Source organism: Mongoliibacter ruber (assembly GCF_003003005.1).
GTDB lineage: Bacteria > Bacteroidota > Bacteroidia > Cytophagales > Cyclobacteriaceae > Mongoliibacter > Mongoliibacter ruber.
The window spans coordinates 398,897-415,703 of the sequence record NZ_PVTR01000003.1; the positions used below are offsets into that span (position 1 = coordinate 398,897).

12 protein-coding genes and 1 riboswitch are annotated in these 16,807 nt (G+C 41.8%); of the genes, 9 read left to right on the forward strand and 3 right to left on the reverse strand.

Features of this window, described 5'->3' with window-relative positions:
- Positions 1-243: 243 nt before the first annotated feature.
- Positions 244-1,119 carry an AraC family transcriptional regulator gene (locus tag CLW00_RS07395; RefSeq protein ID WP_106133016.1) on the reverse strand — a complete coding sequence of 292 codons (876 nt, stop codon included), beginning with the start codon at positions 1,117-1,119 and terminating at the stop codon, positions 244-246.
- 141 nt (positions 1,120-1,260) lie between these two features.
- On the opposite strand from CLW00_RS07395, the gene CLW00_RS07400 reads away from it, so the two are divergent.
- The 3 genes from CLW00_RS07400 to CLW00_RS07410 are packed head-to-tail and all read left to right on the forward strand — an operon-like array spanning position 1,261 to position 6,783.
- Complete coding sequence (locus CLW00_RS07400; RefSeq protein WP_106133017.1) at positions 1,261-4,773, forward strand: PVC-type heme-binding CxxCH protein; 3,513 nt, start codon at positions 1,261-1,263, stop codon at positions 4,771-4,773.
- Between the two features lie 11 nt (positions 4,774-4,784).
- Positions 4,785-5,645 (forward strand): sugar phosphate isomerase/epimerase family protein, encoded by an 861-nt coding sequence (locus CLW00_RS07405; protein WP_106133018.1) that lies wholly within the window; start codon positions 4,785-4,787, stop codon positions 5,643-5,645.
- 28 nt (positions 5,646-5,673) lie between these two features.
- Positions 5,674-6,783: a Gfo/Idh/MocA family protein gene (locus CLW00_RS07410; RefSeq protein ID WP_106133019.1), complete on the forward strand. Its 1,110-nt coding sequence runs from the start codon at positions 5,674-5,676 to the stop codon at positions 6,781-6,783.
- A 272-nt stretch (positions 6,784-7,055) separates the two neighbouring features.
- Here CLW00_RS07410 and CLW00_RS07415 read toward each other — a convergent pair whose 3' ends face one another.
- A complete protein-coding gene (locus CLW00_RS07415; protein WP_211300161.1) occupies positions 7,056-9,614 on the reverse strand; it encodes a M14 family metallopeptidase in 2,559 nt (852 codons plus the stop codon).
- Positions 9,615-9,696: 82 nt separating this feature from the next.
- Between CLW00_RS07415 and CLW00_RS07420 the strand changes: the two genes are divergently transcribed.
- The gene (locus CLW00_RS07420; RefSeq protein ID WP_106133021.1) at positions 9,697-9,930 is read left to right on the forward strand and encodes a PLD nuclease N-terminal domain-containing protein; all 234 of its coding nucleotides are present in this window, start codon (positions 9,697-9,699) and stop codon (positions 9,928-9,930) included.
- A gap of 3 nt (positions 9,931-9,933) precedes the next feature.
- Complete coding sequence (locus CLW00_RS07425) at positions 9,934-10,107, forward strand: PLDc N-terminal domain-containing protein (RefSeq protein ID WP_106133022.1); 174 nt, start codon at positions 9,934-9,936, stop codon at positions 10,105-10,107.
- Positions 10,108-10,121: 14 nt separating this feature from the next.
- Here CLW00_RS07425 and CLW00_RS07430 read toward each other — a convergent pair whose 3' ends face one another.
- Positions 10,122-11,015 carry a TIGR01777 family oxidoreductase gene (locus CLW00_RS07430; protein ID WP_106133085.1) on the reverse strand — a complete coding sequence of 298 codons (894 nt, stop codon included), beginning with the start codon at positions 11,013-11,015 and terminating at the stop codon, positions 10,122-10,124.
- A 103-nt stretch (positions 11,016-11,118) separates the two neighbouring features.
- A riboswitch (Fluoride riboswitch) is annotated at positions 11,119-11,186 on the forward strand.
- 47 nt (positions 11,187-11,233) lie between these two features.
- On the opposite strand from CLW00_RS07430, the gene CLW00_RS07435 reads away from it, so the two are divergent.
- The 4 genes from CLW00_RS07435 (at position 11,234) to CLW00_RS07450 (ending at position 16,745) form a co-directional block, all read left to right on the forward strand.
- The gene (locus CLW00_RS07435; RefSeq protein WP_106133023.1) at positions 11,234-12,532 is read left to right on the forward strand and encodes a voltage-gated chloride channel family protein; all 1,299 of its coding nucleotides are present in this window, start codon (positions 11,234-11,236) and stop codon (positions 12,530-12,532) included.
- A gap of 147 nt (positions 12,533-12,679) precedes the next feature.
- Entirely contained in the window at positions 12,680-15,514 is a 2,835-nt protein-coding gene (locus tag CLW00_RS07440; RefSeq protein ID WP_245917192.1) for a M16 family metallopeptidase, read from the forward strand.
- A gap of 93 nt (positions 15,515-15,607) precedes the next feature.
- Positions 15,608-16,231 carry a nicotinamide riboside transporter PnuC gene (gene pnuC, locus CLW00_RS07445; RefSeq protein ID WP_106133025.1) on the forward strand — a complete coding sequence of 208 codons (624 nt, stop codon included), beginning with the start codon at positions 15,608-15,610 and terminating at the stop codon, positions 16,229-16,231.
- A complete protein-coding gene (locus tag CLW00_RS07450; RefSeq protein WP_106133026.1) occupies positions 16,224-16,745 on the forward strand; it encodes an AAA family ATPase in 522 nt (173 codons plus the stop codon). The genes pnuC and CLW00_RS07450 overlap by 8 nt, the downstream gene beginning before the upstream one ends.
- The last annotated feature ends 62 nt before the right edge of the window (positions 16,746-16,807 follow it).

Genomic DNA, 16,807 nt, shown 5'->3' on the forward strand with positions numbered 1-16,807 from the left:
GTTTAAATCTCGATTTGAAGAGACCTCTCCTAAGTCGAGGTGACAAGGTGAAGTACAATTCAGGAATAATCGAGAAATATTGACTCTGGAATAATTCACTTTAAACAAAAAAAGTGAAAGCCTTCTCTACCTCGGTTAGTGTCTCACTAACCGAAATTTAGCTTAGTGCTCTAGTGGGTTAAAAACATTATCTTCCTTTTTGATTTCTTCGCGCCTTCGGGCCTTTGTGGCAAAATCAAAGAATTAACTAAAAGTCTTCAAGTAATCTTTTCTATACGCCATAGGTGTCACCCCCATCCTTTCCTTGAACTGCCTGTTGAAATTGGACAAAGTCTGAAAACCACTTTCGTAGCAAATTTCACTCACATTGGCTTCGAGCTCATGCAACAGTTTACAGGCATGCCCGATGCGGACATCAGAAAGGAACTCAGAAAAAGGCTTGTTCATCCTTGATGTAAAATATCTGCTAAAGGCACTTTCAGTCATATTGGCAAGCGCTGCCACTTCCTCCAAAAAAATCTTTTTTTTGAAATTCTCCATCACATACTCATACACCTGGCTCATCCTGTCTTTTTCCGACTCCTTATTGGTATTGATATAGCCCGCATGCGTGATCAGTTCACAATCTTTAGAATGTGCCAAGACATGGAGAATTTCCAATAGACCTAAAATTCCACCAGCTCCCTTTTCGTGAACAATGCGCTTAAGCAATTCTCTCAACTTAAAATTAGTCGGTCCCTTGATTTCCAAACCACGTTGAGATTTCAGAAGCAAATTACGGATATCCTCGAACTCCTCCTTTTCCCAAAGGGTACCTCCTAAGAAATCCTCAGGAAAATACACCACAATCCCATGTGTGGATAAAGTTGAGTTTTTTTGAAAATATTCTTGGTCATTTCTCCATAAATGAGGAAGGTTAGGTCCCGTCAATATCATCTCCCCTTCCTTAAATGGCTTCATCTGATCACCGATAAAGCGCGTCCCTCTTCCTTTCAATACCCAGAACAACTGATACTCTGAATGGAAATGCCAGTTTTTATCAAAAAATGGAGCTATAAGCTCTTTTACCACAAAAGCTTTTGACTCAGGAATTCGTGATTTTTGAAGTGGTTGCTTCATGTATTAGTCAATTTTGTTACAAATTACAAAACTATCGTCTTTTTATATCAAAATACAGTCAGTATCGATCAAAAAACAGTGAGAAAAACTCCCTAGAATCCACCATATTAGTTTCTCCTAATCTAACTGAAACATCCCAAAATGACGGACCTCCTCAAATCATCGCTTTACACCCTTTTGGCTGCCTTGGTTTTTATCAGCTGTAGCCAGCCAAAACAAGAGAGTTTTCTTAAAGACGAACCACGTCGCGCCGAAATTCTTTTTCTAGGCCATGATAGCAAGCACCATGACTCAGAAAAGTTGCTTCCTTATCTGGCTAGACCTCTTTTTCAGAAAGGTATCAACTTTACCTACACTTCAGACCCAAACGATCTGAATGATGACAACCTGATGCACTATGACGGTTTGGCTATATATGCCAATCATGACGAAATCACTCCTTCTCAGGAAGCTGCGCTCAAGAAATTTGTGGAAAGTGGAAAGGGTTTTATTCCAATTCACTCTGCCTCTTTTTGTTTTAGAAATTCTGATTGGTTTGTAAAAGCAGTTGGTGGGCAGTTCAAGTCCCATGGTACCGGTGATTTTACAGTGGATATCATTGCTCCGGAACACCCCATCATGAGCGGAGTGGATGTATTTGAGACTTGGGATGAAACTTATCTTCATTCTCAAATCAACCCTGACATGACTGTATTGATGGAAAGGGAGGAAGATGGACACAGAGAACCCTGGACCTGGATCAGAGACCAAGGTGAAGGTCGGGTATTTTATACCGCCTATGGACACGATGAAAGGACATGGTCCAAACCTGAATTTCATACGCTAATGACCAATGGAATTCTATGGGCAATAGGGGACAAGGCTGCAGATCTTGTGGCTTCTTTTGCTATCCCTCAACCAGAATTCAGAGACGCAGAAATACCCAATTACGAGGGAAGGGATCCTGCTCCGAGATTCCAATTGCCTCTCTCCCCAGAGGAATCCATGAAATTGGTGCAAGTGCCTGTCGGTTTTGAATTGCAGCTCTTTGCATCAGAACCTGATATTGTCAACCCAATGGCCATGTGCTGGGATGAAAAAGGCAGACTTTATGTGGTAGAAACAGAAGATTACCCCAATGAAGTCAGAACAGAAGGTGGCAATGACAGAATTAAAATTTTGGAAGATACCAATGGTGATGGAAAAGCTGACAAAATCACCATATTCGCAGAAGGACTAAATATCCCAACCAGTTTGGTGGCTGTAAATGGCGGAATCATGATTTCTATGGCTCCCGACTTTATTTTTCTCAAAGATACCAATGGTGATGGCAAAGCAGACCTACGGGAAACAATCATCACAGGTTGGGGTAAAAGTGATACCCATGCGGGACCATCTAACTTGAAATATGGCTTTGACAACAAAATCTGGGGAGTGTTGGGTTATTCAGGTTTCAAAGGCACTGTTGATGGGAAAGAATTCAACTTTTCCCAAGGCATTTACCGATTTGACCCGAATGGTACCAACCTAGAATTCTTAGGTTCGACAAGCAATAATACCTGGGGTCTAGGTTTTTCTGAAGATTTCAATGTCTTTATTTCTACAGCAAACGGCCAGCACAGCGCCTATTTGGCCATGAGCAATGATTATGTGCGTAGACCCATCAGTGGAGGCATGAACAATACCGTTTTTGGTATCGATAGTCATTACGATATGCCACACCTGACACCTGCTTTGAGGCAAGTGGATTATCATGGTGGCTATACAGCAGCTGCAGGACACAATTTTTATACAGCAAGAAACTTCCCGAAAAACTACTGGAATAGAATCGCTTTCGTGGCTGAACCCACCGGAAGGGTTTTGCACAACGCAATCATTGAAAAAGATGGTTCCGGGTTTAAAGAGAAAAACGGGTTCAATATCTTGGCGAGTTCCGACGAGTGGTTTTCTCCAGTACATGCCGAAGTAGGTCCAGATGGGGCACTTTGGGTGGCTGACTGGTACAACTTTATCATTCAGCACAACCCTACACCAAAAGGTTTTGAAAATGGTCCTGGAAACGCATATATCAACCCACTTAGGGATGCCAAGCATGGGAGAATTTACCGCTTGGTGTATACAGGAAATGAGGATTACAAAACCATGTCACTAGATCCTCAAAAAAATAAAGATCTGATTGAAGGATTGAAAAGTGACAACATGTTTTGGAGAATGACTGCACAAAGACTGATCGTAGAGAACCAAAACACTTCGATTATCAAAGACCTGAACAAACTTATCCAAGACAGAAAGACCGATGAACTTGGTCTCAACACCCCTGCCATCCATGCACTTTGGGCATTACATGGCCTCGGACAATTAGCTGGAGGTGATAAAAACAGTCTACAAGTAGTGGGCAAAGCTTTGAATCACCCTTCTCCCGGTGTCAGGAAAAACGCCATAGAAGTGCTTCCAAATACTGAAGAAACCTATAAGTTGATTTTGGCAGCAAAATCTCACGAAGACAGTGACATGAATGTTCGTAAATCAGCATTCCAAAAACTGGCAATGATTACAGACGTCAAAGAACTTTCCGAAATGTTATACAAAAGCAGTTTGGATGAGTCAAATGCAAAAGATCCATATGTAGCTCAAGTGATTTTTGCAGGGGTACTCAATTCCCCGGATTATTTTGATCAAAGATTGTCAGAATTGATGCCAAGGAACAAGCCGGATTCAAGCCTTACCCTGACAGACAGGATTGCAAAAAGCCTGGTAGAAGAGGAGTACAATTTGGATAGAAGGGCACCGATTGCATTTCCTCCAAGTATTAAGGGCAAAGAAATTCGAATCCGCACCGAGTTGGCAAAGGGTCCTGAGGGCATAGAGGGAGTTATCGTTGCCCAAGGGGATAAAGAAAACGGTTATGTACTTTATGCCAAAGAAGATATTTTGAATTGGGTGGTCAAGCAAGATGGGAAGACTTACAAGGTCTCTACTGCAAAAGGGATCCCAAGCAGTCTATTTGAAGTAAATGCCACACTTCTCGAAGATGGCCTGATGGAAATGTATATCTCCGGCAATAAAGTTGGAAGTGTACAAACACCTGGCTTGTTTTCAGAAGACATTATCCCTGCCAATGTACGGGTTGGAAATGATTATGGCGGTCAAAACCAAGTTGGCGATTACGAAGGAGCTTCGTGGCTGAGAGGTAGAATGGGAAGAGACAGTTACATCAGTTTTAGGAATCCTGAATTGGGAATCGATCAGGTCATTTCTGATGATGACACCAGCGACTCCCCTCAAATCACCAGGGAAAATGCTTTGATCGTCAAAGTAGGGGTAATTCCACATGAAATGAAATATGACATCACCAGCTTCAAAGTAAAAGCAGGACAAGCTGTAATTATTGACTTTGAGAACAAAGACTTTATGCAGCACAACCTCATTATTGGCAAAATAGGCTCTTTGGAAAAACTCGGAAAAGCAGCCGATGAGATGGCCAGAGACCCGAAAGGAATGGAAAAACAGTATATTCCTGAAACTCCTGAAATCATAGTAGCTTCCAAACTTGTAGATCCAGATAACCTGGAATCCCTCATGTTCATTGCGCCAGCACAAGCAGGAGAGTATCCCTTTGTATGTACCGTTCCTGGTCATTGGCGAATCATGAATGGAAAAATGATTGTAGAATAAAACAGAAAAATATGTCTTTAAATATAAGTTTCGGAGTAAGTACCTGGTTATGGACCTCTCCTTTTCACCATGAAACCTTAGCTCTTTTTCCCAAAATCAAGTCTATGGGATTTGACGTGGTGGAAATTCCCGTGGAAGATCCAGCTTTGATTGATGTGAAAACGGTCAGTAAGGCCTTGGAAGCAAACGGGCTACAACCTGTAATTTGCGGCGCTTTTGGTCCGACACGGGATTTGACCCATGATGATCCTGCATACCATGAGACATGCTTTGAATACTTGCGGGCCTGTTTTGACATCAGCAATGCTTTGGGAGCAAAATTCGTGGCAGGGCCCATGTATTCCGCAGTGGGAAAAGCCAGGAAGGTATCAGAGGATCAAAAGAAAAAAGAATGGGAAAGGGCCGTCAATAACCTCCACAAGGTTTGTAAAATGGCAGAAACAGTTGGCCAAAAAATCGCATTGGAATCCCTCAACCGATTTGAAACTGATCTGATCAATACTACAGAAGAACTGATGCAATTGATTGCAGCCATCAACCATCCCGCAGCGAATGTTTTGATGGACGGATTTCACTTGAGTATAGAAGAAAAAAACCTGGAACAAGCTATCCGGTCTGTGGGGGATAAACTCATTCATGTGCAGGTTTCTGAAAACCACCGTGGCATACCAGGCACAGGGATGACCGATTGGGATTCCTTCCGAAAAGGATTGGATGCTGTCAATTACCAAGGGGTAGTTTCTATTGAAAGTTTTACACCACATGTACAGGAGCTCGCAGATGCTGTGTGCATCTGGAAACCCTTGGCCAAAGACCAAGACTATTTTGCCACTGAGGGAATTAAATTCCTGAAGGACTGGGCAAGCAAATAATTGAACCTTAAACTAACCAATTTTAAAAATGAGCCAGAAAAAAATCAATATAGCCATCATTGGCCTGGGCTTTGGGGCTGAATTTATCCCCATTTACCTCAAGCACCCAAATGCAAATATGTATGCCATCTGCCAGCGAAACGAAGAGCGCCTGAACGAAATCGGAGATGCTTTTGGCATTGAAAAAAGGTATACGGATTATGATGAGCTTCTCAAAGATCCAAACATTGATGCAGTGCACATCAATACTCCCATTCAAGCACATGCCGAACAGTCCCTTAAAGCACTACGGGCAGGAAAACATGTAGCGTGTACAGTTCCCATGGCTACTACAGTAGAGGAATGCAGGCAAATAGTAGAAGCATGCGAAGAAACCGGACTCACCTACATGATGATGGAAACTGTGGTGTACAGCAGGGAATATCTTTTTGTCAAAGAAATGTATGAGAAAGGCGAATTGGGAAAACTTCAGTTTCTCAGAGGCAGTCATCAACAGGAAATGGCCGGTTGGCCGGGATACTGGGAAGGCTTGCCTCCCATGCATTATGCAACTCATTGTGTAGGCCCTGTATTGGCATTGCCAAAAGCTAAAGCGGAATATGTGTCTTGCTTTGGATCAGGCAGAATAGATGAAAACCTGATCGAAAAGTACGGATCTCCTTTTGCAATTGAAACTTGTCATATCAAGTTGAAGGATTCTGACCTGTCTGCAGAGGTCACAAGATCTCTATTCAATACAGCAAGGCAATACAGGGAAAGTTTTGATGTCTACGGTTCCAAAAAATCTTTTGAATGGACCTTGATCGAGCACGAAGAGCCAGTTATCCATACCGGAGAATCTCCAGAAAGGGTGAAAGTGCCAGACTATGCCCATCTATTGCCAGAAGAAATTGCTTCATTCACTACCCAAGGAGTATATGATTCTGACGACAATCAGCACTTATCATTCATTCAGGGAGCAGGTCATGGAGGTTCCCATCCTCATTTAGTGCATGAGTTTGTCACTGCACTGGTAGAAGGAAGGGATCCATATCCGAATGCCAAAGAATCAGCCAACATCACATGTGTAGGAATTCTAGCCCACGAATCCGCCATGCAGGGTGGCAAAATAATTCCCCTGCCTGACTTTACCTTTTAAACCTATATGGCCTGTGCTCTCGCAGGCCATTTTTTTAAAACTTTTTTTGCCAATAAGACCCGAATGCACGAAGGAAACTCAAGGGCTTTGTGGTGAAAAAAAATAACCACAGAGGCACGAAGAACACAAAGAAAACGCCGTGTTTTTATTATAAAGGAATACTCTGTTTGTGATTTCTCAGTGAACTCTGTGTACCTTTGTGGTAAATAAACATACATAAAAAAAGCACTACAACATTTTGACATTACAGGGCTTTTATAATTCTTCCTTTCTTATCTAGCCGTCCCAGTACTAATAGTCTGACCAAAGAAAACCGCATTCAAAAAAAGCTTATTGGTCCCAAACCAGAATGCCCTGAAGTTAGGGTTATCAACAAAACCAATCACCTTGCCTCTACCTTGTGCTGACACTCTTATTGCTCCTGTATCTTTCATTTCTTCCAGATTGGATGGATGCACATAGCCACTGGCCAATGGTGATGAAGTATAAATCAATGGATTGGCATAAGCATTTTTTGAAGGCTCCATAAACAGGTTGCTGTTTCGGAAGGTGTACATCTCAGTTCTGGAATACCCATAACCCAAAGGATGGGTAGTATCAAGTTTCACATTGAAAATTGCTCCTCCTGTCACCTTAGCACCTGTCTCACGACTGTAGTCTGCATAGCTCCTCTGTACTTCTTCATCCTCCCTTTTTGGTGTTTTAAATTTGAATGGGCCAATACCATTACCATCCAACCACTGTAGCGCATACCCTCTTGCTACCAAGGTGCCTCCATCACTTACCCATTCCTTGAGTTTTTCCGCGGCTGATTTTCCCAATGAACTGTAATTACCATTGGACATGACAATGACATTGTACCTGCTCAAATCGACAGAAGTTATCCTATCCACAGGCAATAAAGTAGCTGGAATCTCAAACCTTTGATCAAGCAAATGCCAGGTTTCACCGGCCTCGGAACTACTTACACCACCCTCCACAAAAATGGCAATTTCAGGTTTTTCCAACACATCAATGGTTGGAGAACCAATATTCACTCCTTTGGTATATCCTGTGCTCACAGCATAAATGTCAACACCACTTGATTTTGCTGCTTTTTGCAGGTCTGCATAAAACTCCTCGTCGGTAGCTTTTGCCTGACCTTTGCTGATGAGTATGCTTCCCCTTGGCATTTTGACACCCTCTGGAATTGTGATTTCTTCATGAGCAACTCTGGTCAGGTAACCTTTATCCATGAGTGCAAAAAGGGCCTTTGGCGCATAATATTCACCCCAGCCGAAGATGTAACTGTATGCTCCCGATTCTCCAATCACCTGTCCTTCTTTCAAGGAAAGTTCTTTAGGCACTTTTTCCACATTGGCCAGGTTGTAGATTCTGCTACTCAAAGCCATGTAGTCTAAGTTGAATGCCATAGGCATAGTCCAAGCTGACACATCATAAAAGAGACTGTCTTCGAAGGTAGTCCTTGTCTCAAAAATCGACTTGATTAACCTGTATTGGGGTTGATTGAGCGGGACGATATATGCTTTTTCTTTTTTGAACTCAACGCCATTGACAGTGATATCTTCCTGTAAACTAAATACATCTACATCATGCTGCAAGATCATATCAGCCAAATGAAATGTTCTTCCTCCATCTTCGGGGGCACCAAAAATAAAAGCCCTGTTGGAATCTTCATCGTACTCAGATTTGACCTGGGTATAAAACTCCTTCATGTAGGTATTCAACTCGGTCCGCATTTCTTTGGCCGCTTCAAAAGAAGACAAAGTCGTGGTGAATTGATTGCGGATGGTAAATGCGAAGGTCAAAGGGCCATAGACACTTTCCTGAACGTGACCCCTTGAGGATGCTTGTTCAAACAAAATCCCAATAGATCCCTGCACATCAGGATAAGTAGAACCTTTCCCATAGTAAAAGTCATCAAAGCTTTCTTGGGTATAGTAAAGAGAACCTATTTTATCCAAGAATCTTGCATGGTATTGACCGATTTTCTCAGTAAGTGTAAAGTTCTTTTTAGGGGTCAAAGGGTGATTGCGGGCCGGAATCCCAGGCTGGAAAAAGAAAGTGGAGTTAGTGCCCATTTCATGATGATCCAATTGAATGTTGGGGAGCCATTCCTGAAACTTAGAAACACGGTTTCTGGACTCGGGATGCTGTACTGGCAACCAATCTCTGTTTAAGTCAAACCAATAATGGTTGGTTCTTCCTCTTGGCCAAGCTTCATTGAACTCTCGGCTGTTGGGGTCTGCATTCAATGTGTAACTTTTGTGGGTATTGACCCAAGAGGCAAACCTATTGACACCATCCGGATTCATGGCGGGATCAAGTAGGATCACGATATCATCCAAATCAGCTGCTATTTCATTGGCTGCAGCAAAATAATAAGCTGCCAAAAGTGCTGCATTTACGGCACTGGGTTCATTTCCGTGAACAGAATATCCTGCCCACATGACCAAGGGTAAATTATCCAAATCAAGGTTTTGGCTTGGATCTCTTAGTTTTTGCCTTTCTGATTTGATCTCATCCAGCCTACCATGATTGGATGGTGAAGTGATGGTCAAAATTGTCTGAGGCCTTAGTTCATAAGTCCTCCCAATGATTTCAAAGCTTACCCTTTCGGATGCCTCGGCTACCGCTTTCATGTAATTGACTACTTGGTCATGGGAAGCGTGCCAATCACCAACTTCAAATCCCAGCACTTCCTTTGGCGTAGGAATATCAGGATTGTAAGTATAGCCTTCAGGTAGGTAATAGTTGAGGTCATTTTGAGCTGACAGATGCCATTGAAAAGTCAATGTGATCAAAACCAGTATCAATATTCTTTTTATCATAATCGTTTTTGTAATTGATTTTTAAACACTTTATGGAACCGTTAACTTGGATACTTTGCTAAAATAAGTGTTAATTGCGTACATGACTAGCACAGATACAACAATGGGGATTACTTTTATTTTAGCTGTACTTTATGGCTCATTGAGTCTTTGGGCTATGTGGGATTGGTCAAAAAACAACAGACTGTCAAAAACCAACAAAATAATCTGGCTTGGTTTGATCTTGTTTTTACATCCTATAGGTCCCTTCCTATATTTCCATGCTGAATTCAACAAAAGAAAATACACAAGATTTCAAAGACACCATAACGCTTAACATATGTTCGGACTCGGAATTATAGGCTTTTTGATTTACGCTTACACCATTTATGACGTACTGACCAGTGGTTTTGGTCCAGGAAATGATAAAATTGTATGGATACTGGTAGTCATTTTTCTTCCACTCCTAGGCACACTATTGTGGTTTTTGGTAGGCAAGCGGTCGGCTCGATAAGGTCTTGACAATCCTTACACAAAAATCTTCTCCAAAGCCTCTTCCAAGCGTGGGTACCTGAATTCAAACCCTGCTTCTTGAATCTTCTTAGATGAAGCTTTATTGCCTCCCAGTACCATTTGTGCCATTTCACCTAAAATGATTTTTAGGCCAAAACCGGGAACCCCTATGTTTACAAAGAGCTTCCCTTTCTTTTTTGCTGCTTTTTCTGTGAGCTCGGCATTCGTCGCTGGGTTAGGCCCTACTGCATTGTAAATACCTTTTACTTGCTCATTTTCGATGGCATAAAAAAACATTCTAGCCAAATCGTCAACCTGAATCCAGCTCATCCATTGTTTTCCTGAACCCAGAGGTGCTGCAACAGGGGGCTTCAACATTTCCACGAGTGCACCACCTTCTTTTGCTAGTACGATACCGATACGCAACATCACAGTGCGTAATCCAAGGTTTTCGATTTTGCTCACCTCATCTTCCCAAGCTGTGACAACTTGAGCCAGAAAATCATCTCCAGGCTTGGCATTTTCATCAACCATCTCATTTTCTGTATTGAACCCATAGTAGCCCACCGCTGATGCAGACACGAAAACTGAAGGTTTTTGAGAGGATTTTTCTATATATTTTCTCAACAAAGAAGTGGACATTGTCCGACTTTGAAGTATCGCTTTTTTTCGTTCTGCAGTCCACCTTTTATCTGCCACACCCGCTCCCGCAAGATGGATTATTCCATCCGCCCAATTGATGGCTTCCTCATCCATTTCTTGATTCTGAATGTCCCATTCAAAGGATTTCTGACCTTTATTATCTGCATTTCGGCTCAACCAAGCCACTTCATAACCTTTCCTTTCCAAAAGATGGGTGATCTTTTTCCCGATCAGTCCCGAACCGCCTGTAATCAATATATGCTTCATACTTTTCTCCATAACATTACAATCCTTAAGTTATGGCTTTGTTTGGGAAAGAATAATATTCTGACAATAATTTATGGTTTTTGCGAAGAAAGGCTATTTTTGTCAGTATAAAGGTGATGGGGTTCCACCTACAACCGCTTCTTTTTGAATGCTGATGACTCCTACTTCAACACATTTTACAACCGTGGCATGCATGCCATAAAAAAAATTGAGCCTTTATGTTGAAGAGGATTTCTGATGAACTGAAAGCGAAAAAATTTTTCCAAAAAGAATTCTTTCCAAGTATCATATTCACGGCCAAATGGCTTCTCATTGCAGGAATCGTAGGATTCTTGGCAGGTTCTGCATCCGCTTTTTTCTTAGTATCACTCGACTGGATGACCAACTACAGAGAAGCAAATTTGTGGATAATAGCACTATTACCCCTCGGAGGATTGGTCATTGGATGGACTTATCACAAGTTTGGAGAGTCTGTGGTAAAAGGCAACAACCAACTTTTGGAAGAGTTCTATAATCCCCAAAAAACCATTCCACTAAGGATGGCGCCCTTGGTCCTATTTGGCACTTTGGCTACACATTTGTTTGGTGGGTCAGCAGGTCGAGAGGGTACTGCCGTGCAGATGGGTGGTGCAATAGCTGACCAGTTCAGTAAATGGCTTAAATTCACCAAAGAAGACAGGAAGATACTGATCACCATAGGTGTAGCGGCCGGATTTTCTTCCGTATTTGGGACACCTTTGGCAGGGGCGGTTTTTGCTTTAGAATGGTTGGTAGTTGGCAGAATCAGGTATGAGTCTATTTTACCGGCATTTCTTGGAGCTTATGTAGCCGATTATGCCTGTGCAGAATTCTGGTCCGTCCACCATACACAATATGCGATTCCTTTTGTCCCGAATGTTGACATCACTACTTTGTTGTGGATCATTCCAGCGGGCATTTGTTTTGGATTGGCAGGACGTTTATTTGCAAAAGCCACACACGTATGGTCAAAGCTCTTTAAAAATTACATCTCATATCCACCCTTGAGGCCTGTGATTGGTGGAGCAATTGTGGCATTATTGGTATTGGCCATGGGCACCACCAAATACATTGGACTTGGCATTCCTACAATTGTGGATGCATTTTCGGAGAATCTCCCCTGGTACGATTCATTGGTAAAAATAGGTATGACCTCCTTGACATTAGGTGCTGGGTTTAAGGGTGGAGAAGTGACGCCTCTCTTTTATACAGGCGCCACCTTGGGCAATGCACTTTCCGGCGTGATTCCACTACCAGTTGCACTTTTGGCAGGAATGGGTTTCGTAGGCGTTTTTTCAGGAGCAACCAACACCCCTTTGGCATGCACGTTGATGGGAATAGAACTTTTCGGAGCAGAGTCGGGAATTTTTATAGGTGTTGCCTGTGTGGTAGCATATATTTTCAGCGGGCATGCCGGCATATACAATTCACAAGTCATCGGAAGCCCTAAAAGCATGAAGGCCAAATCAAATAAAGGGCAAAAATTGGGGGAATTGTAGCTCTCTTGATATTTATACATTACCAACAATCCATTAAATTGGATTGATGAAATGTTACACAGAACCTAAAGTCGAATTGGACGGTTTAAATTTAGAAATCAATCAACCTCCTCATAAAGCCTCCCACGTTCCTCCCAAATTTTGAATATGATGCCAAAAAATTTAAACCCTTTCTTTTTCCTTCTTCTATTTCTATTTCCCTACTGTACCTTTGGCCAAACTGACCTCTCCCAAAAAGTTCCCCTTGATCCCAGAGTCAAAAAAGGGACTTTAGAAAATGGCTTGGTCTATTATATACAGCAAAACCCAAAACCTGAAAACAAAGTCGAACTACGACTCGCTGTCAATGCTGGGTCAGTTTTGGAAGATGAAAATCAGCGTGGACTTGCTCATTTTACAGAGCATATGGCCTTTAATGGGACAGAAAACTTCGAGAAAAATGAGCTCATCTCCTACCTGCAATCCATTGGTGTCTCATTTGGTGCTGACCTGAATGCCTATACGGGGTTTGATGAAACAGTATATATCCTTCCGATTCCATCTGATGATCCGGAAAAATTGAAAAGTGGCTTTAGGGTGTTACGTGATTGGGCGGGAGGCATATCTTTCAAAGAAGATGACATAGACGCAGAAAGAAGTATCATCGTGGAAGAATGGCGCACCGGGCAAGGCTACAGTCAAAGGCTCCGTGATCAATACCTGCCCAAACTCCTTTACCAAAGTCAATATGCCGAAAGACTCCCCATTGGTGATATGGAAGTCGTCCAAAACTTCGAGTACGAGACCCTGAGAAAATTTTACCGTGAATGGTATAGACCCAATAATATGGCTGTCATCGCAGTAGGAGATGCGGATCCTGATGAACTGGAAAAACTCATTTATGATTTTTTTGGAGATTTGGAGAATCCCATAGTCTACCCCGAAAGAAAAAAATTCGAAGTGCCGGAACACCAAGAAACCTTGGTAAGTATCGTTACTGATGAGGAAGCTCCAGGCATTCAGATACAGATTTTTTACAAACACCCACCACTCAGATTCCAAACCAAGAAAGACTATAAGGCTTACTTGATCAGAACCATGTATGCAGGTATGCTTACCCAAAGGTTGGATGAAATCCGCCAAAAACCTGATGCCCCATTCATCTTTGCAGGCACGGGGTATGGCAACTTTGTAAGGAGCATGGATTATTTCACAGCATCAGGAGTAGTCTCTCCTGGCAAAGTTGAAGACGGAATACTTTCCTTGATTGTGGAAAACAAGCGTGTAGCCTCTCATGGTTTTACCCAGCCTGAGCTAGACAGGGTCAAAAGAGCCCTGCTCAACAGTGCCGAACGGTCTTTCAAGGAGATGGACAAAACTGAATCTAGGGCAGTGGTAGGCAGGTATATCAACCATTTTTTAAAAGGAAATTTTGCAGAAGGCGAAAAATGGAAATATGCATTTTATCAGGAAATATTTCAGGAAATCAGCCTGAATGATATCAATGCCTTGGCTGATGAATTGATTACAGAGGAAAACAGGGTGATCATCATCACCGCACCTGACAGCGAAAAGGAAATGCTGCCGACAGATGGTGATATTTTGAATTTGTTTGAAAAGGCTTCTGCACTTGACCTTGCCCCTTATGAAGAAAAAGAACTTGGGGAGAAACTGATCAGCAACCCTCCATTACCTAACCCCATTACAGAAATATCGGAAGTGGAATCTGTTGGGATTTTTGAGTATGTGCTTCCAAATGGAGCCAAAGTGTTTGTCAAACCCACTGATTTTAAAAATGACGAAATTGTGTTTACCATCACGGGCAAAGGTGGGGTATCTGTTTATCCTGATGAGGATCATTACTCAGCCAGTTATGCAGGTGTGATGGTCAATGTTATGGGTGTTGGAGATTTTTCTCCCAGCGACCTAAGAAAAATGCTGGCTGGAAAAACCGTTTCTGTCACCCCCAATATTGGTACTTATGACCAAAATATTTCAGGATCTTTTTCTCCTAATCAATCAGAAACAGCCCTACAATTGATACACCTTTATTTTTCGCAACCAAGAGAAGATAAGGAGCTATTCGACATCTATATCAATAACCAAAAAACCCAACTTGCCAGCGCTCAAGCCAATCCTGATTACCAATTTTCAAAGCAACTGAATAAAATCATTGCCGATGGAAACAAAAGAGGAATGGGGGTTTTCGAACCCGAGGAACTGGATCAGGTTTCCGTGGATCGGGGCTTGGAAATATTCCGAGAAAGCTTCTCAAATGCAGCTGATTTTGAATTTTACTTTTCAGGGAATATCGATTTAGAAACCTTCATACCTCTTTTGGAAACGTATATTGCCACTTTGCCATCTGATCCTACTCAATCGAGAAATTTTAAGGACCTTGGTATCCGTCCGCCAAGAGGAACTACCAAAACCATAGAAGTGGGGACAGATGAAAAGAGCCAAGTCATACTCTTCTTTTCTGGGGAATCAGAATACAGCAGAGATAGGGCAAGAGACATCACATACCTTGGCGAAATACTCACTATCAAATTGATAGAAAGTCTAAGAGAAGAAATAGGTGGCGTATATGGTGTAGGTGCCAGAGGCAGTTTGGTCAATAAGCCTGTAGATCAATTTACCTTTTCTGTCAGCTTCCCATGTAGCCCTGACAGGGTTGATGAATTAATTGAAGCAGTATGGAAAGAAATCAAAAAGATCCAAGAAAACGGCCCTGAAGAAGCTGATCTACAAAAGGTAAAGGAAAAAAGAAAGATTGCATTGGAAGAGAACCTGAAAAGAAACAACTATTGGGTAGCTCAAATGAATGCCATCAGAGAACATGGATTAGATTGGGAGATCGTTTTAAATGCTCAGGATCATATTGAATCAATTGATGAAGAGAGAATCCAAATAGCTGCTCAGGAATTTTTGATTGAAGAAAATTTGCTTGAAATCAAAAAGTACCCAAAACGAATCAATCCATCAACCGAAGACAATCAGTAAACTTAAATCATCTACTGATACAAAAGAGCGGGGCTTTTGCTTAGAATCCCCGCTCATGTTTTCCATTTTGATATTTTCTAGCTTTCTTCGCTTATGGATTTTTCTTGGATTTGGATCGGCATCAAAGAAGGCTTTGCCGAAATGACTTGGTTAGAAGCTGTTGCTGTCTTTTTTGGTATAGCAAGTGTGATATATTCTATCAAAAAAAACATCCTGGTATTTCCCACCGGAATGGTAAGCACTATTATTTATGTGTACATCTGCCTCCAATACAAACTGTATGCAGATATGGGCATCAATGCTTATTACTTTGGCATGTCTGTATATGGGTGGTATCTATGGAGCCGTCCCCCAGGTGAAAAAGAGGAGCTTCCTGTCACATGGCTGAGCAAAAAAGGAATTATTCAGTCTGTTGCCCTGCTTTTGGGTTCTTATGCAGCTTTGTATTTTGTTTTGTCCAATTTCACGGATAGCGATGTGCCTTATTGGGATTCTTTCACAACTGCATCTGCTTTCGTCGGTATGTTTCTGATGGCTAAAAAGAAGGTAGAAAACTGGATTGCATGGATCATTACAGATATCGTATCAGTTCCATTATACTATTACAAAGGATTGATGTTGACATCTTTCCAATTTCTTTTTTTTACTGTATTGGCTACCATTGGATTGATCGAGTGGATCAAATCCGCGAAGAATAAAAAAGCAGAATATGCTTAAAAAAATTGTGGTTATCGGTCCTGAATCCACGGGAAAGAGCACCCTTGCCAAATCCCTCGCAGATCATTACAAATGTAAATGGGTACAAGAATATGCCCGGCAATATCTAAACAACCTTGATCAACCTTACCAGTACGAGGATCTCGAAGCAATTGGCAGAGGACAGGTTGGGCTTGAAGATGAAGCCATTCAGAATGCAGCTAAACTTCTGATATGTGACACCGACCTCCGAGTGATACAGGTGTGGAGTGAGCACAAATATGGCAAAGTCTCTCCTTGGGTAAAAAGTCAAATAGAGTCAAGAAAATATGATTTATATCTCTTGACAGATATTGATATCCCATGGCAAGAAGACCCACAAAGAGAACATCCGGATCCTGTTATGAGAAAGTATTTTTTTGAATGGTACGAAAGGCTACTCAAACAAAGCAAAGTTAATTATGCGGTGATTTCCGGTGATTTTGAAAACAGAATGAAAGAATCCATCCGAACTATTAATAAGCTTCTGCAATAAATAGTCAAAAGGAAAGAGTTGAATATTTAATTACTGACAAAAATTTAGGTATCTTTGGAAGG